The following is a 21,639-nucleotide window of genomic DNA, read 5'->3' as shown; positions in this document are numbered from 1 at the left end:
CGCGCCCCGAATGACCCCGCACCCGGATCCAAACAGCCAAACAGCAGCGCCCAAGCACCCCACGGCCAGGCAAGGCGAAAAAGCCGGCAGCACTGAAGTCCCAAGGAGACACCCATGACAAAGACAGTCGACTTCTATTTCGACTTCGGCAGCCCCGCCGCCTACCTGGCCGCCACCCAACTGCCCCACGTGTGCGCCGACACCGGCGCCGAACTCGTGTGGAAACCCATGCTGCTGGGTGGCGTGTTCCAGGCCACCGGCAATCATTCGCCGGCCGAAATCAAGCCCAAGGGCCCGTACATGACCATCGACCTGCAGCGCTTTGCCAGGCGCTATGGCGTGCCCTACGAACACAACCCGTTCTTCCCCATCAACACCCTGCTGCTCATGCGCGGCGCCACCGGCATCCAGATGAAAGAGCCGGCGCGCTTTGGTGCGTACGTCGATGCGGTCTATCACGCGATGTGGGTCGAGCCCCGCAACCTCAACGACCCCGCGACCGTCGGCGCCGTCTTGCAAAATGCGGGCTTCGACGCCACTGCATTGCTTGCGTTGGCCGGCGCGCAAGAGGTGAAGGATCGCCTCAAGGCCGTCACGCAGGAGGCGGTGGAGCGCGGCGTGTTCGGGGCGCCCACCATGTTCGTCGGCAACCAGATGTTCTGGGGCCAGGACCGACTCGATTTCGTGCGCGAAGCACTGGTGGCCGCCTGACGACAACGACAGCGCAGGCGGCCCGTTTTCAATAGCCATTCAAGGACCATTCCCATGAGCGACATCCTCGTCCACACCGAAGCCGGTGTGATGACCCTGACCTTCAACCGCGTCGACAAGAAGAACTCGATCACCAGCGGCATGTATGCCGAACTGGCCGATGCCCTGGCCACCGCCGAGAGCGACGCCGCCGTGCGCTGCGTGCTGATCCAGGGCGACCCGACGATCTTCAGCGCGGGCAACGACATCGGCGACTTTCTCAACGCGCCGCCCGCCAACCAGGAGTCGCCGGTGTTCCGCTTCCTGCGCGGCATCGCGACCTTTCCCAAGCCCATCGTCGCGGCCGTCTGCGGCCCGGCCGTGGGCATCGGCACCACGATGCTGTTCCACTGCGACCTGGTTTACGCGGGCGACAACGCGGCCTTCTCCATGCCTTTCGTGAACCTGGGCCTGTGCCCCGAAGCGGCGTCGAGCCTGCTGGTGCCGCAGATGCTGGGCTACCACCGCGCGGCCGAAGCGCTGCTGCTGGGCGAGCCCTTCATGGCCGAGGCCGCGCTCGAAGTGGGCCTGGTCAACCGCGTGGTGCCGCCGACCGAGGCGAACGCGATTGCGCAGACCCAGGCCCGCAAGCTCGCGGCCAAGCCGCTGAGCGCGCTGGTGGAAACCAAGCGCCTGCTGAAGAAGGGCCAGATGCCCGCCGTGCTCGAGCGCATGGGCGAAGAGGGCGCGAGCTTCGGCCGCATGCTGCGCGAACCGGCCGCCAAGGAGGCGTTCGGCGCCTTCATGGAGAAGCGCAAGCCCGACTTCTCGAAGGTCTGAAGACCTGCTTTTCCGGCCTGCACGCGTACACTGTCCGACGTGCAAGCCGAAGAGACAAGACTGCCCGCAACGCCCATCCAGTGGGCAACTGATGCTACTGAAAAAGTAGCATCCCAACCGACGCGCAGGCGTACTTTGGGCCTGCTTGCAAGCGCCCTGGCGGCGCCTTCGCTGGCCCTGGCGCGCGTTCGGCCGCTGCGCATCGGCGTCATCGGCTCGTGGTCCGGTCCCTATGCGGGCGGTGGCCGGCAGTTCGATGCCGGCATGTCGGTCTGGCTGGCGGCGCACAACCAGCACATCGCGGGCCGGCCGGTCGAGCTGCTGCGGCGCGACGTGCCGGGCAGCGCGCCCGACCAGGCGCGGCGCCACGCGCAAGACCTCGTGGAAAGCGAACGCGTCGACCTGCTGGCGGGGCTGGACTTCAGCTCCAACGCCTATGCCGTCGGCAGCGTCGCCACGCAGGCGAAGATTCCGGTCGTGGTGATGAACGCGGCGTCGTCGGGCATCACGGCGCGCTGTCCTTTTGCCGTGCGCGTGTCTTTCACCATCGCCCAGGTCACGCTGCCATTGGCGCGCTGGGCACTGCAGCAGGGCCTGCGCGACGTGTGCACGGTGGTGGCCGACTACGCCTCGGGCGTCGATGCCGAAAGCGCCTTCGTGTCGGGCTTCACCGCGGGCGGCGGGCGTATCGGCGCCATGCTGCGCGTGCCGCTGGCCACGCTCGACTACTCGGCCTACATGCTGCGCCTGCGTGAGCTCAAGCCGCAGGCGGTGTTCTTCTTCCTGCCCTCGGGGCAGATGCCGACCAGCTTCCTGAAATTCTGGCGCGACCGCGGCATGGCCGACACCGGCATCCGCCTGCTGGCGACCGGCGATGCCACCGACGACAACTACCTTCAGGGCGTCGGCGAGCTGGCCGATGGCCTCGTCACCAGCCACCACTATTCGTTCGCGCACGAGTCGCCGGCCAACCGCCGCTTCACGGGTGTCTTCGAGACGGAGTACGGCAGCCACTTGCGGCCGGGCTACTTCGCGGTGGCGGCGCACGATGCGCTGGCCGCCATCGATGCCGCGATGAGTTCGCCCGCCGCGCGCGGTGGTGGCGGTTTGAGCGGGGAGCGGCTGGTCGATGCGTTCCGCGGCCTGAAGCTCGACAGCCCGCGCGGCCCGGTCGAGATCGATGCCCACACGCGCGACGTCGTGCAGACCGTCTACATCCGCCGCGTCGAGCGGCAGGACGGGCGCTGGGTCAACCGCGAGTTCGAGCGCTTCGAGCGGGTGCGCGACCCAGGCGTGTGAGCCGTCGCTGGCCGGCGGCGTGGCTCAGGGCTGCTGTTCTATGGGTCGAGGACGGCCGTTGTCGTCGATGGCCACGTAGGTGAACGTGGCCTGCGTCACCTTGATGTACTCGCCCTGCGCCCGGAAGCGTTCGGCAAACACTTCGACCGTGACCGTGACCGAGGTGCGCCCGATGCGCACCAGCTTCGAATAGAACGAGAGGATGTCGCCCAGCCGCACCGGCTGCTTGAAGATGAATTCGTTCACTGCCACCGTGGCCTGCCGGCCCTTGGCGTAGCGCGCCGGAATGACCGAGCCGGCCAGGTCGCACTGGGCCATGACCCAGCCGCCGAAGATGTCGCCGTTGGCATTGCAGTCGGCCGGCATCGGAATGACCTTGAGCACCAGCTCCATGTCGGTGGGCAGGCTCTTGAGGGTGGCTGCGGCGGCAGCACTGGAAGTATCGGACATGGGCACAATCTGCAACAAACAACAACCACGATTGTCCCTCATGCGCCGCAGCGGCGAAGCCCCTACCCCCTCGCCCTCTACCTCCCAGACCGTCTCCGGCCATCCGCCGGCGACCAGCGACCGTTCCGACTGGGCGACGCTGCGCCGGCTGTTCCCCTACCTCTGGCAGTACAAGTGGCGGGTGATGGCCGCGCTCACGTTCATGGTGGGCGCCAAGGTGGCCAACGTGGGCGTGCCGGTGCTGCTGAAGAACCTCATCGACACGATGACGCCCAAGCCCGACATGGCCCAGGCGTTGCTGATCGTGCCCATCGGGCTGCTGCTGGCCTATGGGCTGCTGCGCTTTTCAACCGCGCTGTTCGGCGAACTGCGCGAGCTGATCTTCGCCAAGGCCACCGAAGGCACGGCGCGGCAGATCGCGCTGGAGGTGTTCGGCCACCTGCACGCGCTGAGCCTGCGCTTTCACCTGGAGCGCCAGACCGGCGGCATGACGCGCGACATCGAGCGCGGCACGCGCGGCGTGCACTCGCTCATTTCGATGTCGCTCTACAGCATCGTGCCGACCCTCATCGAGCTGGTGCTGGTGCTCACCATCCTGGGCGTGAAGTTCGATTCGCTGTTCGTCTGGATCACGGTGGCCGCGCTGGTGCTGTACATCGGCTTCACGGTCACGGTGACCGAGTGGCGCACGCAGTTCCGCAAGACCATGAACGAGCTCGACTCCATGGCGCAGAGCCGCGCGGTCGATTCGCTGCTGAACTACGAAACCGTCAAGTACTTCAACAACGAGGAGTTCGAGGCCAGGCGCTACGACGCCAGCCTCGACCGCTACCGCAAGGCGGCCATCAAGAGCCAGCGCACGCTGAGCATGCTCAACACCGGCCAGCAGCTGCTGATTGCCGTCAGCCTGGTGCTCATGCTGTGGCGCGCCACGTCGGGCGTGGTCGAAGGGCGCATGACGCTGGGCGACCTGGTGATGGTCAACGCCTTCATGATCCAGCTCTACATTCCGCTCAACTTCCTGGGCGTGATCTACCGCGAGATCAAGCAGAGCCTGACCGACCTGGACAAGATGTTCGTGCTGATGGAGAAAGAGCGCGAGGTGCGCGATGCGCCCGGTGCGCAGCCGCTGGCTGGCGCCGACTCCACCATCCGCTTTGAAGACGTCAGCTTTGCCTACGAACCCGCGCGCCCCATCCTCAAGCACGTGAGCTTCGAGATTCCCGCTGGCAAGACAGTGGCCGTGGTCGGCCCTTCAGGCTCGGGCAAGTCCACGCTCGCGCGACTGCTGTACCGCTTCTACGACGTGCAGCAGGGCCGCATCACCATCGGCGGCGAAGACATTCGCGAGGTCACGCAATCGAGCGTGCGCCGCGCCATCGGCATCGTGCCGCAGGACACGGTGCTGTTCAACGACACGGTCGAATACAACATCGCCTACGGCCGACCCGGTGCGAGCCGCGAAGAGGTCGAGGCCGCCGCACGCGCCGCGCGCATCCACGACTTCATCTCGGCCACGCCCAAGGGCTACGAGACGACGGTGGGCGAGCGCGGCCTGAAGCTTTCGGGCGGCGAAAAGCAGCGCGTGGCCATCGCGCGCACGCTGCTGAAGAACCCGCCCATCGTGATCTTCGACGAGGCCACCTCGGCGCTCGACTCGGCCAACGAACGCGCGATCCAGTCCGAGCTGAAAAGCGCGGCGCAGGACAAGACCACGCTGGTCATTGCGCACCGCCTTTCCACGGTGGTCGACGCGCACGAGATCCTGGTGCTCGAATCGGGCGTGATCGTCGAGCGCGGCACGCATGCCGAGTTGCTGGCCCGGCAGGGCCGCTATGCGCAGATGTGGGCTTTGCAGAAGAGCGAGGCAGTGCCTCTGCTCTAGCCCGATCATTCGTTCCTACTTTCCTTCTTCTCTTTTCACCGAACCCAGGAGTTCAGACGTGTCGACCAAGATTCCCCTGCTGGTGCTCAACAGCCTCTCGAGCGCTCACCAGGCCCAGATTGCCGAGGTCTATGACCTGACCTATGCCTTCGGCGCCGCCGAGCGTGCCGCCGCGATTGCCGAGCACGGCAAGAAATTCCGCGCGGTGCTGACCATCGGCGTCATCGGCATCACGCCCGAGGAAATCGCGGCCATGCCGGCGGTGGAACTGATCTGCTGCCTGGGCGCGGGCTACGAGGGCGTGCCGCTCGACGTGACGCGCGCGCGCGGCATTGCCACGGCCAACGGCGCCGGCACCAACGACGACTGCGTGGCCGACCATGCCATGGGCCTGCTGATCGGCATCGTGCGCGAGTTCCGCAAGCTCGACCGCCTGTGCCGCGAAGGCGTGTGGCGCGAAGCCATTCCGCAGCCGGCCAACGTGTCGGGCAAGAAGCTGGGCATCCTGGGCCTGGGCACCATCGGCCAGAAGATCGCCAAGCGGGCGGCGGCCTTCGACATGGAGGTCGGCTATCACAACCGCAAGCCGCGCGAGGGTTCGACGCACCGCTACTTCGGCGACCTGAAGTCGCTGGCGGCGTGGGCCGACTTCCTGGTGCTGGTGGCGCCGGGCGGACCGGCAACACGCCATCTCGTCAACGCCGAGGTGCTCGATGCACTGGGGCCACAGGGCTACCTGGTGAGCATCGGCCGCGGCAGCGTGGTCGATACCGAGGCCCTGGGCGCCGCGCTGCGCGAGCACCGCATCGCGGGCGCCGGCGTCGACGTGTACGAGAGCGAACCCAAGCGGCCCGAACCGCTGGTCGGGCTCGATAACGTGCTGCTGACGCCGCACATGGCGGGCTGGTCGCCCGAGGCGACGCAGAAGTCGGTCAACCATTTCCTGGCGAATGCCGAAGGGCACTTCGCGGGGCGCGGCGTTCTCACGCCGATCTGATGCATTGCTCCTTCCCCCTCTGGGGGAAGGCTGGGATGGGGGCGGGCAGAGCGCCCCAAGGATGCGCCGCTTGCCCCCACCCCAGCCCTCCCCCGGGAGGGGAGGGAGTCAAGCCAATGCAGGGGGACGTTGCGCGCCCCAGCCGCACGCCTGGTCATACGCATGCCCCAGCCGCAGCACGTCGAGGTCCGCATGGATCGGCCCGGCCAGTTGCAGGCCCATCGGCAGGCCGCCTTCGCCGAAGCCGGCACGCACATTGAGCGTCGGCAGGCCGGCGAGCGTGAAGGGCGTGACGATTTCCATCCAGCGGTGGTACGTGTCGCTCTTCACGCCGTTCACTTCGGAGGGCCAGTGCAGCTCGGCATCGAAAGGAAACACCTGCGCCGTCGGTGCCACGACGAAATCGAAGCGCTCGAACAGCCGAAGAAAAGCACGGTACACGTTCGACCGGTAGATCGAGGCCTGGTACAGCGAGGCCGAATCCAGGTGCCGGCTCTGCTCTATTTCCCACTGCGCCTCGGGCTTGAGCTGCGCGAACAGCTTGGGGTCGCTCATGTAGGCCCCGAGCTTGCCGCCCACCAGCAGTTGCCGCAGCCGCAGCCACGCGCTCCAGTTGTGTTCGCGCGGCACGTCGAGCGTGCAGGGCTCCACGTCGCAGCCGATGGCGCGGAAGGTGTCCAGCGATTTTTCGCCGAGTTCGCGCACGCCGGGCGCCAGCGGCAGGTCGGGCCAGATGCTGCCGAGCCAGCCGATGCGCAGGCCCTTGCCGTCGCCGTCGAGCCGCAATGCATCGGGCGAGGGCAGGGCGTGAGGCGACGACAGCGGCACGCGTCCGTCGAAGCCGGCCTGCACCGCCAGCAGCCGCGCCGCGTCTTCCACCGTGCGGGCCATCGGGCCTTCGCAGCCGAGCTGCTGGAAGAACAGCTCCTGCTCGGGGTCGCCGGGCACGCGGCCGCGCGAAGGCCGCATGCCGATCACGTTGTTGAAGGCCGCGGGGTTGCGCAGCGATCCCATCATGTCGCTGCCGTCGGCCACCGGCAGCATGCCCAGGGCCAGCGCCACGGCAGCGCCGCCGCTGCTGCCGCCGGCGCTGCGCCCGGGCGCGTAGGCGTTGCGGGTGATGCCGAACACCGTGTTGTAGGTGTGCGAGCCCAGGCCGAATTCGGGCGTGTTGGTCTTGCCGATGACGATGGCGCCGGCCGCGCGCATGCGCGCCACGTGCAGGCTGTCGGTGCGCGCCGGCGAGCGCGGCGACAGCGGCGAGCCCATCGAGGTCGGCAGGCCGGTGGCATGGCTCAGGTCTTTCACCGCCAGCGGAAAGCCGTGCATCCAGCCGCGCCGTTCGCCGCGCGCCAGTTCGGCGTCGCGCTCGCCGGCCTCGGCCAGCAGCTGCGCCGGCTCGCGCAGGGAAACGATGGCGTTGAAGCGCGGGTTCAGCGCCTCGATGCGGGCCAGCGAGGCTTGCATCACTTCATGGCAAGACACCTCGCGCGCGGCAATGCGGCGCGAAAGCTCGGTGGCGCTGAGGTCGGGCAGGTCGGTGGAAGGCATGTGGCGAATGCGGGAAAAGGAGGGGGCGTCCAGTATGTCGCGGCGCTCGCATAATCGCCGCGTATGGAAACAAAGTGGCTCGAAGACTTCATCAGCCTTGCTGAGACCCGCAGCTTCAGTCGCTCGGCCCAGTTGAGGCATGTCACCCAGCCGGCGTTCTCGCGCCGCATCCAGGCCCTCGAGGGATGGGCCGGCACCGATCTGGTCGATCGCAGCTCGTACCCCACGCGCCTGACGCCCGCGGGCCAGACGCTCTACAGCCAGGCCATCGAGATGCTGCAGTCGCTGCAGAGCACGCGCGCCATGCTGCGCGGCCACTCGGCCGCCGGGCAGGACGTGATCGAAATTGCGGTGCCGCACACGCTGGCCTTTACCTTCTTCCCCTCGTGGGTGACCAGCCTGCGCGAGCATTTCGGGCCGATCAAGAGCCGGCTCATTGCGCTGAACGTGCACGACGCGGTGCTGCGGCTGGTCGAAGGCAGCTGCGACCTGCTCATTGCCTACCACCACCCCTCGCAGCCGCTGCAGCTCGACGCCAACAAGTACGAGATGGTCAGCCTGGGCGAGGAAACCGTGGCGCCCTGGGTCAAGGCCGATGCCGAAGGCGCGCCGCGCTACCGGCTGCCCGGCCGGCCCGGCCAGCCGCTGCCCTACCTGGGCTATGCGCCCGGTGCCTACCTGGGCCGCGTGGTCGACCAGTTGCTGAAAGAGTCGGGCACCGCCATTCACCTGGACCGCGTGTATGAAACCGACATGGCCGAAGGCCTGAAGGTGATGGCGCTCGAAGGCCACGGCATTGCCTTCCTGCCCCAGAGCGCGGTGCGCAAGGAGATCAAGGCGCGCAAGCTGGTGAGCGCGCTGCCGCCCGAGATCGACAGCCTCGAAGCCACCATGGAGATTCGCGCCTACCGCGAGCGGCCCACCGCGCCGGCCCCGGTGAAGACCGGCAGCGGACGCGCCGCCAAGAGCGCCGGCGCCAGCACCGTCGCCGACAGCCTGCAGCCCAAGCGCACGGCCGATGCCTTGTGGTCATACCTTGTCGGCACGCAGCCGCCGCATTAACCTGAGCGACCCACCACACGGATTTGTGCACTGCACAATCTATAAATGCCGCGCATAAGCCTCCCCGCAAACGGCATTGGCGCCCTGGCTCCGGCGCCACTACAGTCGCGGCAGTTTTTTGCCGCTGTCACAAGCACCCCACCCGGCACGCGCCACACGCGTGCTTTTTTTTAAGCCGAGGAAACCGTATGAGCTCCAATTTCCGGACCGAACACGACTTCCTCGGCGAGAAGCAGATTCCTGCCGCCGCCTACTGGGGCGTGCACACGGCGCGTGCCGTCGAGAACTTTGCCATCTCGGGCACCCGCATCTCGGCCATGCCCGACCTGATCCGCGCGTTAGCCTACGTCAAGAAGGCGGCCACCCGCGCCAACGCCGACCTGGGCGCCATCGACCGCGACCGCGCCGCCGCCATCATCCTGGCCTGCGAGGACATCATCGATGGCAAGCTGCTCGGCGAGTTCGTGGTCGACGTCATCCAGGGCGGCGCCGGCACCTCGACCAACATGAACGCCAACGAGGTCATCTGCAACCTCGCGCTGGAAAAGCTGGGCCACGAGAAGGCGCGCTACGACGTGCTGCACCCCAACGACCACGTGAATGCCTCGCAGAGCACCAACGACGTCTACCCGACGGCGGTGCGGCTGGCGCTGTGGTTCGCCATCGGCCGGCTGCTCGAAGCCATGGCCGCGCTGCGCCGCAGCTTCGAGGCCAAGGCGCTGGAGTTCAAGGACGTCCTGAAGATCGGCCGCACCCAGCTGCAAGATGCCGTGCCCATGACGCTGGGCCAGGAGTTCCTGACCTACGCCATCATGATCGGCGAAGACGAGGCCCGGCTGGGCGAGGCCCGCGCGCTCATCGAGGAAATCAACCTTGGCGCCACCGCCATCGGCACCGGCATCAACGCGCCGCTCGGCTATGCCAACCTGGCGTGCCAGTACCTCGCCGAGCAGACCGGCGTGCCGCTCAAGCAGGCCGCCAACCTCATCGAGGCCACGCAGGACACCGGCGCCTTCGTGCAGTTGTCGGGCGTGTTGAAGCGCGTGGCGACCAAGCTCAGCAAGACCTGCAACGACCTGCGCCTGCTGTCCAGCGGCCCGCAGGCCGGCTTCGGCGAAATCCGGCTGCCGGCGCGGCAGGCCGGCTCGTCGATCATGCCGGGCAAGGTCAACCCCGTGATTCCGGAAGTCATGAACCAGGTGGCCTTCGAGGTCATCGGCAACGACATCACCGTGACCATGGCGTCCGAGGCCGGGCAGCTGCAGCTCAATGCCTTCGAGCCGATCATGGGCTGGAGCCTGTTCAAGAGCATCCAGCACCTGGGCAACGCCTGCGCCACGCTGCGCACCAACTGCGTCGACGGCATCGAGGCCAACCGCGAGTTCCTGGCCAAGCGGGTGCGCGAGTCTGTCACGCTGGTCACCGCGCTCAACCCGCTCATCGGCTACGAGAAAGCGGCCCTCATCGCCAAGACGGCGCTGGCCACCGGCGGGCCGATCGACCTGGTGGCCGAGTCGCTGGGCATCATGACCCGCGCCGAGATGGAGGCGCTGCTCGTGCCCGAGAATCTGACCCAGCCGGTCCGCCTGTCGGCCGCGCCGGTTCCTCCAGGGGCCGAGCCGTCGGGCGCCACTTCGGGCACAAAGGCTGCTTAGTGAAAGTCGGACAATGCCAGGAGGCAGGATCGCACCAGGCTGGCGCTGCAATGCGCGCGGCCGGTGCAGCGTGCGCGGACATGCACCGGGTTGGTCCGGGTATCACGCAAAATGTGAATGTCTAGAATTTCGTTGTATCTGTTTCAGTCACCCTCAGGAGTTTTCTGTATGAAAAAACAAGTAATGGCATTGGCAATCGCGGCGATCGCCACCAGCGGCGCCTTCGCTCAGGCCAATGACACCCTGGCCAAGATCAAGGCCTCGGGCACCATCACCGAAGGCGTGCGTGAATCGTCCGGCCTGTCGTACACGCTGGGCAACGGCCAGTACACCGGTTTCCACTACGACGTCTGCGCCAACATCATCAAGGACCTCGAGAAGGCCGCTGGCAAGAAGCTCGAAGTCAAGTTCCAGCCCGTCACCTCGCAAAACCGCATTCCGCTCGTGCAGAACGGTACCGTCGACATCGAGTGCGGCTCGACCACCAACAACGCCACCCGCCAGAAGGACGTGGCTTTCGGCGTGACCACCTACGTCGAAGAAACCAAGATCGTCGTCAAGGCCAACTCGGGCATCAACTCGCTGGCCGACCTGAAGGACAAGACGGTTGCCACCACCACCGGCACCACGCCCCTGCAAACCGTGCGCAAGCAGAAGCGCGCCGAAAACCTGACCTTCAAGGAGGTCTACGGCAAGGACCACGCCGACAGCTTCCTGCTGCTCGAAACCGGCCGTGCCGACGCCTTCGTGATGGACGGTTCCATCCTGGCTGCCCTGGCCGCCAAGTCGAAGTCGCCCAAGGACTACAAGATCCTGAACGACGTGCTGGCCGTGGAACCCATCGGCATCATGATCCGCAAGGACGACCCCGCCTTCAAGAAGGTCGTGGACGACAGCATCAAGGCACAGGCCAAGTCGGGCGAACTGGCCAAGCTCTATGACAAGTGGTTCCTGAAGCCGATTCCCCCTGCAGGCGTGACCATCGGCCTGCCGCTGGGCGAAGCCACCAAGAACGCCTGGGCCAACCCGAACGACAAGCCCGCGGAAGACTACGTCACCAAGGAATAAGCGTCGCGTCGCTGCGCGAATGACGCCCACCTTTCGCGGTGGGCGTTTCTTTTCAAGGGACTGGTTTTTTTGAGACGGTGAAGGAGTAGAAAAATGGGCAACTGGGATTGGCAGGTCTTCCTTAGGGATCCCGGGGGAGACTATCCGACATACTGGCAGTGGATGATGTCGGCGTGGGGCTGGACCGTGTCGGTCGCATTGCTGGCGCTGATCGTCGCCCTGGTGCTGGGCTCGCTCGTCGGCATCATCCGCACGCTGCCCGACAGCCCGTGGCTGGTGCGTTTCGGCAATGCCTGGGTCGAGCTGTTCCGCAACATCCCGCTGCTGGTGCAGATCTTCCTTTGGTACCACGTCATTCCGGCGCTCATTCCCCCCATGAAGAGCGTGCCGAGCTTCGTTCTGGTGGTGCTGGCGCTGGGCTTCTTCACATCCGCGCGCATTGCCGAACAGGTGCGCTCCGGCATCCAGGCGCTGCCCAAGGGCCAGCGCTATGCGGGCATGGCGGTGGGCTTCACCACGGTGCAGTACTACCGCTACGTGATCCTGCCGATGGCCTACCGCATCATCATCCCGCCGCTCACCAGCGAGACGATGAACATCTTCAAGAATTCGTCCGTCGCGTTTGCCGTGTCGGTCACCGAGCTCACCATGTTCGCCATGCAGGCGCAGGAAGAAACCTCGCGCGGCATCGAGGTCTACCTCGCGGTGACCGCGTGCTACGTGGTGTCGGCCCTGGCCATCAACCGGCTCATGGCGTACATCGAGAAGAAGACCCGCGTGCCGGGCTTCATCGTGTCGGCCAGCGCCGGCGGCGGAGGCCACTGACATGATGAATCTCGACCTGTCGTTCTACAACTGGGACGTCATCAGCAACTTCGTCATCAAGGGCTTCTACTTCAGCATCATGCTGACCGTGGTGGCCACCATCGGCGGCGTGATCTTCGGCACCATCCTGGCGCTCATGCGGCTGTCGGGCAAGAAGTGGCTCGACGCACCCGCGGCGCTGTACGTCAACGGCATGCGCAGCATTCCGCTGGTGATGGTGATCCTGTGGTTCTTCCTGCTGGTGCCGGCGTCGTTCTACTCGCTGTTCGGTTCGGTCGGTTCCAACTACCGCTCCGAAATCTCGGCCGTGATCACCTTCGTCGCGTTCGAGGCCGCCTACTTCAGCGAGATCATGCGCGCGGGCATCCAGTCGATTCCGCGCGGCCAGGTCAATGCGGGCCAGGCGGTCGGCATGACCTACGGCCAGAACATGCGCCTCGTGGTGCTGCCGCAGGCCTTCCGCAACATGCTGCCGGTGCTGCTCACGCAGACCATCATCCTGTTCCAGGATACGTCGCTGGTGTATGCCATCGGTGCCTACGACATGCTCAAGGGCTTCGAGACCGCGGGCAAGAACTTCGGCCGTCCGATCGAGGCCTACCTGCTTGCCGCCGTCGTGTACTTCGTCATGTGCTATGCCCTTTCGTGGCTGGTGAAACGCCTGCACAAGAAAATCGCCATCATTCGCTGATTGATCGATTGACTGGTTGAACTGAACCGGAGAGAAACAAATGTCCGAAAAAATGATTGAAATCAAGAACGTCTCCAAGTGGTACGGCCCGGTGCAGGTGCTCAACGACTGCTCGGTGAACATCTCCAAGGGCGACGTGGTGGTGGTGTGCGGCCCGTCGGGTTCCGGCAAGTCCACGCTCATCAAGACCGTGAACGCGCTCGAGCCCTTCCAGAAGGGCGAGATCACCGTCAACGGCATTCCGCTGCACGACCCCAAGACCAACCTGCCCAAGCTGCGCTCCAAGGTCGGCATGGTGTTCCAGCACTTCGAGCTGTTCCCCCACCTCTCGGTGACCGAGAACCTCACCATCGCGCAGATCAAGGTGCTGGGCCGCACGGCGGATGAAGCCAAGGTGCGTGGCCTGAAGATGCTCGACCGCGTGGGCCTCATGGCGCACAAGGACAAGTTCCCGGGCCAGCTCTCGGGCGGCCAGCAACAGCGCGTGGCCATTGCCCGTGCGCTGTCGATGGACCCCATCGTGATGCTGTTCGACGAACCCACGTCGGCACTCGACCCTGAAATGGTCGGCGAAGTGCTCGACGTGATGGTGGCCCTGGCCAAGGAAGGCATGACCATGATGGTGGTCACGCACGAAATGGCTTTCGCCCGCAAGGTCGCCAGCCGCGTGATCTTCATCGACGTGGGCGGCAAGATCCTGGAAGACTGCCCGAAGGACGAGTTCTTCAACCACCCCGAGAACCGTCAGCCGCGCACCAAGGACTTCCTCAACAAGATCCTGCAGCACTGACCGATTCGCTGCGGCTCAAGAAAGACGAAAGCCACGCTGTTTTGCAGCGTGGCTTTTTTCATGGGCGAGAGGCGACGGGCAAGGCCTTGTCGAAGAAGGCCGGTATCTCCTGGCCCAGGCGCGCCAGGAAGGCCTTGCGGTCGAAGCCCGGCGGGTCGTCCGCGATGTTCCCGTCGTCGGTCTGGATGGCCATGGCCGGTGTGTCCATGAACGCGAAGTGCCAGGCGTCGGGAACGCGGTGCAGCTCGGCCTTGGGCATGTTCCGCGCAATCCATTCGGCATGGAAGCGCGGCACGAGGAACCGGTCTTTCTCCGCCTCGTAGATCTGCGTGGGAACGCGCACGTCCGCGAGCGACGCCGCGGTGAACGGAACGCCCGCCGGCGCCAGCAACACGATCGCGCGCACCCGTGGGTCGCGCAACGAGGGCAGGAGCGACGCCGGTGCCGCTGCGGGTGTCACGGTCTGTTGTGCAGCAGGCGCGTTGTTCCGGTTCACGCCGCAGAAGATCGGGTCCGCCGCGCGCTCGTCCTCGCAATGCTTGCGGATGCGCGACAGGTCGGCCTGCCCGCCCGCCAGTGCCAGCACGGTATAGCCGCCGGCCGAGTGGCCCACCGCGCCAATGCGAAAGCCTTCCGCGTCGCTGGCGATCCGGTCTTTCCACTGCGGGTCTTGCAGCAGCGCGTCGATCACGCGCGACACCTGCTTCGGCCGTTCCGTGAAGTAGGCCGCGGCACCCTTCTTCAGCAGCGAACCGTCTTGCCAGTTGTCGCCCGGGTGGCGCAGGGCCGCGACCAGGTAGCCGTCCCGCGCGAGTGCTTCGGCAATGCTGCCATGGCCCAGCTCCGTGCCGCCGACGCCGTGGCTCAGCACGATCAATCCCTTGACCTTGTCCTCGGGCGCTGCCTGGATGGCCGCCTGCACCGTGAACGGCCCCATCGGCGTCGCGCGGGCCGTCGCCTGGGTCGGGTAGTAGAGCGCGACCACGGTCGGCGCGGCGTCGGGCGTGGCGCCCGGAATGCTGATCTGTCGCCAGCCTGCCTGGGCGGCAAGGAGCTGGAACGACACCAGCAGGCCCGAGGCGAGCAGCAGGGTCTGGCGGATGGCAATGCGCATGGCGGGTCTCCTGGGCGGATCGATGGAATGCGCATGGTTGCCGCGCAGGGTTGCGGCCGCCACGGGTTTGCGATGAAGTGCGCGAAAGGCGGTGCGAAGCGACGGGCTGGCGCGCCGCGTTGTGGGGCGCTCGTCCGATCCAGCCGATGGGCCCGCGGTTGCCTCTGCCGCATCGGGTTTCGTGCGACCATCTCCAGCGGCCGCTGAAGACCCAAATACGGAACCCGATCCCATGCAGAAGAGACAGATGAAGCGGATCGTCCTGCGCGCTGCCGTTGCGGCACTCGCCGGTTGTGCCTCACGATGACGGAAGGTGGACTCCGTTGAAATTCTTCAAGTTGTTCCTTGTGATCGTGGACACGCTCTACGTCGGGACTGTCAAAAAGGAGGTCGGTTGATGCGACGCATTCTCTTGGCGCTTTCGCTCTTCTACCTGCCCGTTGCAGATGTACAGGCGGCCCGGGTCGATCAGCTCATCGAAGAGATGGCCCGACGCAATCGTGCCCAGGATGCTGCTGAGCGTCGTGAGGAAGAGGCGGAGGAACGGCGCCGCGCACGAACCGAGGCGGACTCGGTACCCGCACAGCGCAAGCCCGAGCGGCGTGCTGCCAGTCCAGAGCGAGCCAGTAAGGCCGAGCCCAGGGCAACACGAGCCAACGTGACACACGGCACGCCTCGTGAAGCCTATCGATCTGGTGGGCGTAGCTCTGACGGGTGCGGCGGCCGCGGCGGGCCCGGTTGGCGCAAGCCGAATGGCAAGTGCGCGAGCTGGCGGGACTGATGTCCAGTCATTCTCTTTCTTGGTCTGTCGAGTCGTCTACTTCGGGGCCTTCTCTGGGACGTGCCGCAAGGCTAAAGTCGGCCCGAAGCCGACGTTCAACAAGGAATCCAAGATGGCTGAATATGAATCTCAAGGCGAGTGGCTGGTGTCTTTGCCACCCAATCACCAAGTTCTTTTCCTGACAGCACTCAGCCACTCACTGACTATCGCTGGCCGCGACAGCTATGTCCCTCAGACGGAAGAACTCGAGCACCCCACTCATCTTCGCCAGATCAACGAAATCCAACATCGCGTCGCAGCCTGCACGTATGAACTTCTTGTCAATCATTCGACAGAGAGTTTTCAGCGCTCCATCGCTCGGCTTGTGCTCGATCAATCTGACCACAAGCTGCAGGCCAACATGCAGTGGGCGTGGCGAACCGCCAAACAAAGAGTATCGACAGACGCGGACATTGCGGCGCCCAACTATATGAACTCCGCGAATAGCTCCGAAACGCTGTGGGTTGGGGCCCTTTCCGACGACGACTGCATCCGATTCATGGTGCTGCTCGCGCACGGGTTGACGATCGGGCAGAGGGTGCTTTGCCATGAGAAGAATGTCGAAGGGGTGAAGCAGCTCAATGAGGCTGGTCATCAGGTCGCAGGGCTGCTCGTTGATCACTTCAACGGCCGCACGCGGCCGCTGTTTGAGCCATTCTTGTTCAGGCTGACTGATGCGCAAGCGCGCATTCAAGGTGATCAGGCTTGGGCTTATGCGAAGAGCCACTTTGGCGCCTGAGGGCCAGGGGCGGGCCTTCTCAAGGCTGCGGGATTTGGGGGCGAAGCGCCTTATATTGCGGCATGCCTTATCGAGTTCGATTTCCTGGCGCATACCTCTTTGCTCGCGCATCCAATACGAACAGCGGGTGGTGGATGGCCGAGGTTCTCCGCGCTTGTCATCGGGTCGCTATCGATGCGAAATCTATCGAGATCATCGATGAAGAACAGGCTGCCGTTGCTCGGGATCTTGCTGGCGTCGTCTTGAAAATCTGCGAGCAGTTGTCACCTGAAACCATCAGGCGCCTTTTAGAGGAGATTCAAACTGGCTGCCCAAAGGGCGTATCAGCGTGGCTGATAAAGGGGGCCTCACCAGCAGACTTCGCCCTCGATTCCGAGGACATCTCGACCGAATACTTCCGTCATGAGTTCGCAGTGGACAGCAACATGATCCACCATGCAGAAAGCTGCGCAAGGTTGACGCACCACGCTACTGGCTGGAGCGCGCGAAGCACCGCGCATCGCTCGAGGGCTCTCAACTTCGAAGAGGCGCTCTTCCTTCTGGAGTCCCTTGTGAGGAGCGGCTCCGAAGACGCATAGGACGGCCGTCTTCGGCCACTACCTGCTGCTCAACGGTCAACGTCTGCTGGGCGTTCGCTGACTGAGGCACGCGCGATAGCGGCTTCAAGGCTTGCCACCAACGCCTTTGCCTGCTCGACGTTCAACTCGATCTCCGTGTTCGCAGTTACAGAATCGTCTGCGAGCACTTCGTCAGACTGCTTGCCGGAAATGTCGAGATCAGGGTGGATTTGCCAGGTCTCGAGGTTGATGTGGCCGGGGTGAATGTTCGCAGTGACCTCCAAGAATCCCTGCCGATAGCGAACATCGTTGAAGCAGATCTTGTTGGCGCCCATATCAATAGCTTTCGTTAGGGAGCGTGAGAATAGCTCAGGGGTTGTCATCACCAGCTTTGCTGGAAGGCTACTTCCGGGTTGGGTCCGCTGCAGTCTTTCGACCCTCACCAAATCCGCCAATCACGCGCGATGCAACTCAAGGCAGCCGCGCAATCCGCTCCGTCAGCAAATCAAAAAACCCCTGCGCATCGCCATCCACGATCCAGTTCACGTTGGCGCTCCGCTTCAGGCTGCCATGCCAGTCGGCCACCGTCTGGCCGAAACCCATGCCCTCGCGGCTGTCGATTTCGACGTTGATTCGGCGCCCCCTGAAGAGCGAAGGCTGCAGCAGGTAGGCGGTCACCGTGGCGTCGTGCACCGGCCCGCCGGGCATGTCGTAGTGCTTCATCTCCTGCGGCGCATAGGCATCGAGGATGTCGGCGACGATGCGCCCCGCCTCGTTGCCCAGTTGGCGCAGCCGCGCGATGCGCGCGTCGCTCGTGAGGATCTTGTGCGTCACGTCCAGCGGCAGCATGGTGATCGGCACGCCGCTCTTCAGCACCGCTTCCGCGGCATGCGGATCGGCGAACACATTGAACTCGGCCACCGGCGTGATGTTGCCGCCGTTGAAATGCGCGCCCGCCATGAGCACCAGTTCGCGCAGGCCGCGCACGATGTCGGGGGCTTGTGCCAGGGCCAGCGCCAGGTTGGTCTGCGGGCCGAGCATGGCGAGGGTCACGCTTTTCTCGGGCGCGGCGCGCAGCATGCCGACGAGGTAGTCGACCGCATGGCCTTCGGCCAGCGGCGTGGCGGGCTCGTGCACTTCGACGCCGGTGATGCCTTCGCGGCCGTGGATGTTGGCCGCGTAGATCGGCGTGCGCTGCAACGGCCGCTGCGCGCCCGCATACACCGGGATCTCGGGCCGCCCGGCCCACTCGCAGGCCAGGCGCGCGTTGCGCGAGGTCTTCGACAGCGGCACGTTGCCGGCGACCGTGGTCAGTGCCTGAACCTTCAGCCGCTCGGGCGAGGCGAGGGCGAACAGCAGTGCGATCACGTCGTCGGCACCGGGGTCGGTGTCGATGACGAGCGTGTGCACCTCGGCATCGCCGGGCGCAGTGGACGCAGCGGATGCAGTGGACATGACAAAACTCCTTGCAGGCGCGGCGAAAAGCGCGCGATGCAAGGCAGTCTGCCAGAGCTTCAGCCGCGCAGCCGGTGCGCGAAGAACGAAAGAATCTCGTCGCGCGCCGCCACCGTCGGCTGGCCCGCCTCGTCGATCAGGTGGGCCGTCACCACGCTGTGCGGGCTGGCGACCACCTTGTCGAAGAAGGGCGGCGTTTGCGGGTTGGCCGCGCTGTCGGGGAGCACGCGCGCGACGAAGCGCGGCCCCAGCGCCTGGGCAAAGGCGGCGAAGCGCTCGGCCTTGCAATGCTTGTCGCCGTCGAAGCGGTAGGCCATCACCGTCAGGTCTTCGCGCTCGAGGCGCGCGCGCACCGCCGTCAATTCTTCGGGCGCCATGTTCATGCCGGCGGGGTTGTCCATGGGCAGCGAAGGCTGGCACACCACGGGCGCGAGCATCGCGGGCTCCAGCATCATCGACAGCGCGAAGTTGCCGGTGAAGCACATGCCGATGGCACCCACGCCGGGGCCTCCCGATTCTTCATGCGCGAGGCGCGCGAGGGCGCGCAGCCACTGCGTGACCGGGCTCGATTCATTCGACGCAAAGGCACGGAACTCCGCGCTGACGCAGGCCCGCTTGAACGTGGCGATGCCTTCCTCGACACCGGGCACGGCCCCGTCGCGGCCGAACAGCGAAGGCATGTAGACGGTGAAGCCCGCGTCGCGCACCCAGCGGCTGAAGCGCGCGACGTGCGGGCTGATGCCGGGCATCTCGGTCATGACGATCACAGCGGGCCCGGTGCCCATCACATGGACCACCTTGGTCACGCCGTCGAGGGTGATGGAACGGGGCTCGAAGTCGGTCAGCGGGTCGTCCTGCAGCATGGATGCGTCTTCCTGGTGAGGTAGGAGGGATGGAGAAGATGGGATGGGGTCGTCGCTTGTATTGAAGCGGATGCAACGCCAGAATGGCAGTGTCTGATTTGACTGTTTTGAAGCGTTATCCGACATGAACGATTTCACCGTCCTGATTCTGGAAGGCGCCTACGCCAGCAGCGTGGCGGTCACGCGAGACATGCTCGCCGCGGCTGCTGCATTGGCGCCACGCGTGGGCGTGGCCGCGCCGCGGTGGCGGCTGTGCTCGCTCGCGGGCGGGCCGGTGCGGCTGCAGGGTGGCATGACGATCGACACCGACAGGCTGCCTGCAAGGCCCAGGGACGACCGCTCGACCTGGGTGCTGCCGGGGCTGGGGCTGAACACGGCATCGGAAGTCCGCCGGCGCCTCGAAGACGCCGATGTGGCATTGGCCGTAGCAAGCCTCACGCGGCATGCCCGTGCCGGCGGCCCCATCGCCGCTTCATGCTCCGCGGTGTTCCTGCTGCACACCGCGGGGCTGCTGCAGGGCCGGCGCGCCACCACGTCGTGGTGGCATGCGCCGCTGCTTCAGTCCATGTCGCCCGACTGCACCGTCGATGCCGACCGCATGGTGTGCGCCGATGGCCCGGTGGTCACGGCCGGCGCCGCATTCGCGCAGACCGACCTCATGCTGCACCTGCTGCGCGAGCGCTTCGGCAACGCGCTGGCCGAGCTGGTGTCGCGCATGCTGCTGATCGACGGACGCCAGGCCCAGGCGCCGTTCATCGTGCCCGAGGCCATGGCCAGCGGCAACGACCTGGTGGCGAAAGTTGCTGCGCGCATCGAGTCCGCGCTGCCGGCGCCGCCGACGGTGAGCGCGCTGGCCAGCGAGTTCTGCATGTCCGAGCGCACGCTGTCGCGACACATCCAGAAAGCCACGGGAAAGAGCACGCAGGCGCTGGTGCTGGGCGTCAGGCTGCGCCGCGCCCGGGCCCTGCTCGAAACCAGCCGCATGACGGTCGAGCAGGTGGCCGGCGCCGTGGGCTACCAGGACGCCACGGCACTGCGGCGCCTGATGAAGAAGGTGACCGGCGCAAACCCGAGCCGGTACCGTTGCTGAAGCAGGCGCGCGGCTTACCGCACGCCCAAGCTGCGCACTGCCAATTACTTCTGTCGCGCGGCAATCGCCTTCTCGGCCTTCGCCACGAGGTCGGCACCCACGGTCGACTTCCACTTGTCGTACACCGGCCGTGTCGCCTTCACGAAGACGTCGCGCTCCGCCGGCGTGAGTTGGGTCACCGTCACGCCCATGGCGGCGATGTCCTTGAACACCGGCTTGTCGGCTTCCACGAGGCCCTTGCGAGCGATCGAGATTTCCTGCTTGCCTGCATCGATGGCGGCCTGGCGCACGATGGCCTGGTCGGCCGGCGTCCACGAGGCCCAGATTTCCTTGTTGACCACGAACACCAGCGGGTCGGCCACGTAGCCCCAGGCGGTAACGAACTTCTGGCCGACCGTGTGCATCTTGAGCACGGTGAACAGGAACAGCGGGTTCTCTTGCCCATCGACCGCGCCGCTGGCGAGCGCGGGTTGCGCATCGGCCCAGCTCATCTGCGTGGGGTTGGCGCCGAGCGCGGTGAACATGTCCGAATAGATGGGCGAGCCGACCACGCGGATCTTCATGCCCTTCATGTCGGCCGGCGACTTGATGGGCTTCTTGGAGTTGGTGAGTTCGCGGTAGCCGTTCTCGCCCCACGCGAGCGGCACCACGCCGGCCTTCTCGAGGGTCTTGAACATGTCCTTGCCGACGTCGCCCTGCGTGAGCGCATCGATGGCGGCGTAGTCGGGCATGAGGAAGGGCATGGAGAACAGGTTGAGCTGCTTGACCTGCGGCGACCAGTTGATGGTGGAGCCCACGGCCATGTCGATGACGCCCTGGCGCAACGCGCTGAACTCGCGGGTCTGGTCGCCTTGAATGAGCGAGACGCCGGGGTAGAGCTTGATGTTGATGCGGCCCTGGGTGCGCTCCTTGACGATGTCGGCCCAGATTTTTCCGGCCTGGCCCCAGGGGGTGGGCGGGCCGAGGACGAGGGACATCTTGTATTCGGGCTTGTAGGCGGCCTGCGCCATGGCGCCGGTCGAGAACAAGCCAAGGGCGGTCGCGGCGGCGGCGAGGCCGAGCAGGGTGCGGCGGAATTTCATGAGAGTGTCTCCTTGTTGTTCGAACGTGAATGGGTTCGGGGGTATTGGCTGGAACGCTGGCTGGTGTTGTGGTTGTTGTTCGGGTGCGGGTGCGGGGTCATCTTTGGCGCGTGCGA

The 21,639-nt window shown here is 65.6% G+C and carries 21 protein-coding genes; 14 read left to right on the top strand and 7 right to left on the bottom strand.

Features of this window, described 5'->3' with window-relative positions; translation table 11 throughout:
- The first annotated feature begins 114 nt into the window (after nucleotides 1-114).
- From DBV14_RS02245 to DBV14_RS02235, 3 genes are all read left to right on the top strand, one after another.
- A complete protein-coding gene (locus tag DBV14_RS02245) occupies nucleotides 115-711 on the top strand; it encodes a 2-hydroxychromene-2-carboxylate isomerase (RefSeq protein ID WP_124457568.1) in 597 nt (198 codons plus the stop codon).
- Between the two features lie 54 nt (nucleotides 712-765).
- Nucleotides 766-1,530, top strand: coding sequence for an enoyl-CoA hydratase (locus DBV14_RS02240; protein ID WP_124457567.1), 765 nt, complete (start codon nucleotides 766-768; stop codon nucleotides 1,528-1,530).
- A 135-nt stretch (nucleotides 1,531-1,665) separates the two neighbouring features.
- Nucleotides 1,666-2,829, top strand: coding sequence for an ABC transporter substrate-binding protein (locus DBV14_RS02235; protein WP_185545897.1), 1,164 nt, complete (start codon nucleotides 1,666-1,668; stop codon nucleotides 2,827-2,829).
- A gap of 24 nt (nucleotides 2,830-2,853) precedes the next feature.
- On the opposite strand, the gene DBV14_RS02230 is transcribed toward DBV14_RS02235, so the two are convergent.
- Nucleotides 2,854-3,279, bottom strand: a complete 426-nt coding sequence (locus DBV14_RS02230; protein WP_081268377.1) for an acyl-CoA thioesterase — start codon at nucleotides 3,277-3,279, stop codon at nucleotides 2,854-2,856.
- 40 nt (nucleotides 3,280-3,319) lie between these two features.
- Between DBV14_RS02230 and DBV14_RS02225 the strand changes: the two genes are divergently transcribed.
- Nucleotides 3,320-5,164: an ABC transporter ATP-binding protein/permease gene (locus DBV14_RS02225; RefSeq protein ID WP_124457571.1), complete on the top strand. Its 1,845-nt coding sequence runs from the start codon at nucleotides 3,320-3,322 to the stop codon at nucleotides 5,162-5,164.
- A gap of 58 nt (nucleotides 5,165-5,222) precedes the next feature.
- Nucleotides 5,223-6,161, top strand: coding sequence for a 2-hydroxyacid dehydrogenase (locus tag DBV14_RS02220; protein WP_124457566.1), 939 nt, complete (start codon nucleotides 5,223-5,225; stop codon nucleotides 6,159-6,161).
- Nucleotides 6,162-6,269: 108 nt separating this feature from the next.
- On the opposite strand, the gene DBV14_RS02215 is transcribed toward DBV14_RS02220, so the two are convergent.
- A complete protein-coding gene (locus DBV14_RS02215; RefSeq protein ID WP_124457565.1) occupies nucleotides 6,270-7,712 on the bottom strand; it encodes an amidase in 1,443 nt (480 codons plus the stop codon).
- 63 nt (nucleotides 7,713-7,775) lie between these two features.
- On the opposite strand from DBV14_RS02215, the gene DBV14_RS02210 reads away from it, so the two are divergent.
- The 6 genes from DBV14_RS02210 to DBV14_RS02185 all read left to right on the top strand — a co-directional run bounded on the left by DBV14_RS02210 (nucleotide 7,776) and on the right by DBV14_RS02185 (nucleotide 13,803).
- Nucleotides 7,776-8,774 (top strand): LysR substrate-binding domain-containing protein, encoded by a 999-nt coding sequence (locus DBV14_RS02210; RefSeq protein ID WP_124457564.1) that lies wholly within the window; start codon nucleotides 7,776-7,778, stop codon nucleotides 8,772-8,774.
- A 188-nt stretch (nucleotides 8,775-8,962) separates the two neighbouring features.
- A complete protein-coding gene (locus DBV14_RS02205; RefSeq protein ID WP_124457563.1) occupies nucleotides 8,963-10,429 on the top strand; it encodes an aspartate ammonia-lyase in 1,467 nt (488 codons plus the stop codon).
- 168 nt (nucleotides 10,430-10,597) lie between these two features.
- Entirely contained in the window at nucleotides 10,598-11,497 is a 900-nt protein-coding gene (locus DBV14_RS02200; RefSeq protein ID WP_124457562.1) for an amino acid ABC transporter substrate-binding protein, read from the top strand.
- Between the two features lie 93 nt (nucleotides 11,498-11,590).
- Nucleotides 11,591-12,322, top strand: coding sequence for an amino acid ABC transporter permease (locus DBV14_RS02195; protein ID WP_124457561.1), 732 nt, complete (start codon nucleotides 11,591-11,593; stop codon nucleotides 12,320-12,322).
- Nucleotide 12,323: 1 nt separating this feature from the next.
- Nucleotides 12,324-13,013, top strand: coding sequence for an amino acid ABC transporter permease (locus DBV14_RS02190; protein WP_093244649.1), 690 nt, complete (start codon nucleotides 12,324-12,326; stop codon nucleotides 13,011-13,013).
- A gap of 52 nt (nucleotides 13,014-13,065) precedes the next feature.
- Nucleotides 13,066-13,803 (top strand): amino acid ABC transporter ATP-binding protein, encoded by a 738-nt coding sequence (locus DBV14_RS02185; RefSeq protein ID WP_099797376.1) that lies wholly within the window; start codon nucleotides 13,066-13,068, stop codon nucleotides 13,801-13,803.
- Nucleotides 13,804-13,861: 58 nt separating this feature from the next.
- Here the strand turns inward: DBV14_RS02185 and DBV14_RS02180 are convergent, their stop codons facing one another.
- On the bottom strand, nucleotides 13,862-14,980 hold the full coding sequence (locus tag DBV14_RS02180) for an alpha/beta fold hydrolase (protein WP_260396779.1): 1,119 nt from the start codon (nucleotides 14,978-14,980) through the stop codon (nucleotides 13,862-13,864).
- Between the two features lie 614 nt (nucleotides 14,981-15,594).
- Here DBV14_RS02180 and DBV14_RS02175 point away from each other — a divergent pair.
- Nucleotides 15,595-16,476, top strand: a complete 882-nt coding sequence (locus DBV14_RS02175) for a hypothetical protein (RefSeq protein ID WP_124457560.1) — start codon at nucleotides 15,595-15,597, stop codon at nucleotides 16,474-16,476.
- A 134-nt stretch (nucleotides 16,477-16,610) separates the two neighbouring features.
- Complete coding sequence (locus DBV14_RS02170) at nucleotides 16,611-17,054, top strand: hypothetical protein (protein WP_124457559.1); 444 nt, start codon at nucleotides 16,611-16,613, stop codon at nucleotides 17,052-17,054.
- A 29-nt stretch (nucleotides 17,055-17,083) separates the two neighbouring features.
- Here the strand turns inward: DBV14_RS02170 and DBV14_RS02165 are convergent, their stop codons facing one another.
- The 3 genes from DBV14_RS02165 to DBV14_RS02155 form a co-directional block, all read right to left on the bottom strand.
- Complete coding sequence (locus DBV14_RS02165) at nucleotides 17,084-17,368, bottom strand: hypothetical protein (RefSeq protein WP_124457558.1); 285 nt, start codon at nucleotides 17,366-17,368, stop codon at nucleotides 17,084-17,086.
- 136 nt (nucleotides 17,369-17,504) lie between these two features.
- Nucleotides 17,505-18,488, bottom strand: coding sequence for a nucleoside hydrolase (locus tag DBV14_RS02160; RefSeq protein WP_124457557.1), 984 nt, complete (start codon nucleotides 18,486-18,488; stop codon nucleotides 17,505-17,507).
- 59 nt (nucleotides 18,489-18,547) lie between these two features.
- Nucleotides 18,548-19,351: a dienelactone hydrolase family protein gene (locus DBV14_RS02155; protein ID WP_124457556.1), complete on the bottom strand. Its 804-nt coding sequence runs from the start codon at nucleotides 19,349-19,351 to the stop codon at nucleotides 18,548-18,550.
- Between the two features lie 124 nt (nucleotides 19,352-19,475).
- On the opposite strand from DBV14_RS02155, the gene DBV14_RS02150 reads away from it, so the two are divergent.
- A complete protein-coding gene (locus DBV14_RS02150) occupies nucleotides 19,476-20,441 on the top strand; it encodes a GlxA family transcriptional regulator (RefSeq protein ID WP_124457555.1) in 966 nt (321 codons plus the stop codon).
- Between the two features lie 44 nt (nucleotides 20,442-20,485).
- Here the strand turns inward: DBV14_RS02150 and DBV14_RS02145 are convergent, their stop codons facing one another.
- Nucleotides 20,486-21,523 (bottom strand): DctP family TRAP transporter solute-binding subunit, encoded by a 1,038-nt coding sequence (locus DBV14_RS02145; protein ID WP_124457554.1) that lies wholly within the window; start codon nucleotides 21,521-21,523, stop codon nucleotides 20,486-20,488.
- Between the last annotated feature and the right edge of the window lie 116 nt (nucleotides 21,524-21,639).

This window comes from Variovorax sp. KBW07 (assembly GCF_003852515.1).
Lineage (GTDB): Bacteria > Pseudomonadota > Gammaproteobacteria > Burkholderiales > Burkholderiaceae_C > Variovorax.
Note: the sequence above shows the minus strand (reverse complement) of the source record. Positions and strands in the feature narration are given on the sequence as shown.

What these genes read in the sequence shown, in the direction of transcription:
- DBV14_RS02195 (WP_124457561.1), top strand. Translation starts at nt 11,591, where the DNA reads ATGGGCAACTGGGATTGGCAGGTCTTCCTTAGGGATCCCGGGGGAGAC.
- DBV14_RS02170 (WP_124457559.1), top strand. Translation starts at nt 16,611, where the DNA reads ATGGCCGAGGTTCTCCGCGCTTGTCATCGGGTCGCTATCGATGCGAAA.
- DBV14_RS02190 (WP_093244649.1), top strand. Translation starts at nt 12,324, where the DNA reads ATGATGAATCTCGACCTGTCGTTCTACAACTGGGACGTCATCAGCAAC.
- DBV14_RS02145 (WP_124457554.1), bottom strand. Translation starts at nt 21,523, where the DNA reads ATGAAATTCCGCCGCACCCTGCTCGGCCTCGCCGCCGCCGCGACCGCC.
- DBV14_RS02245 (WP_124457568.1), top strand. Translation starts at nt 115, where the DNA reads ATGACAAAGACAGTCGACTTCTATTTCGACTTCGGCAGCCCCGCCGCC.
- DBV14_RS02225 (WP_124457571.1), top strand. Translation starts at nt 3,320, where the DNA reads ATGCGCCGCAGCGGCGAAGCCCCTACCCCCTCGCCCTCTACCTCCCAG.
- DBV14_RS02165 (WP_124457558.1), bottom strand. Translation starts at nt 17,368, where the DNA reads ATGGGCGCCAACAAGATCTGCTTCAACGATGTTCGCTATCGGCAGGGA.
- DBV14_RS02160 (WP_124457557.1), bottom strand. Translation starts at nt 18,488, where the DNA reads ATGTCCACTGCATCCGCTGCGTCCACTGCGCCCGGCGATGCCGAGGTG.
- DBV14_RS02215 (WP_124457565.1), bottom strand. Translation starts at nt 7,712, where the DNA reads ATGCCTTCCACCGACCTGCCCGACCTCAGCGCCACCGAGCTTTCGCGC.
- DBV14_RS02205 (WP_124457563.1), top strand. Translation starts at nt 8,963, where the DNA reads ATGAGCTCCAATTTCCGGACCGAACACGACTTCCTCGGCGAGAAGCAG.
- DBV14_RS02240 (WP_124457567.1), top strand. Translation starts at nt 766, where the DNA reads ATGAGCGACATCCTCGTCCACACCGAAGCCGGTGTGATGACCCTGACC.
- DBV14_RS02230 (WP_081268377.1), bottom strand. Translation starts at nt 3,279, where the DNA reads ATGTCCGATACTTCCAGTGCTGCCGCCGCAGCCACCCTCAAGAGCCTG.
- DBV14_RS02155 (WP_124457556.1), bottom strand. Translation starts at nt 19,351, where the DNA reads ATGCTGCAGGACGACCCGCTGACCGACTTCGAGCCCCGTTCCATCACC.
- DBV14_RS02185 (WP_099797376.1), top strand. Translation starts at nt 13,066, where the DNA reads ATGATTGAAATCAAGAACGTCTCCAAGTGGTACGGCCCGGTGCAGGTG.
- DBV14_RS02200 (WP_124457562.1), top strand. Translation starts at nt 10,598, where the DNA reads ATGAAAAAACAAGTAATGGCATTGGCAATCGCGGCGATCGCCACCAGC.
- DBV14_RS02210 (WP_124457564.1), top strand. Translation starts at nt 7,776, where the DNA reads ATGGAAACAAAGTGGCTCGAAGACTTCATCAGCCTTGCTGAGACCCGC.
- DBV14_RS02150 (WP_124457555.1), top strand. Translation starts at nt 19,476, where the DNA reads ATGAACGATTTCACCGTCCTGATTCTGGAAGGCGCCTACGCCAGCAGC.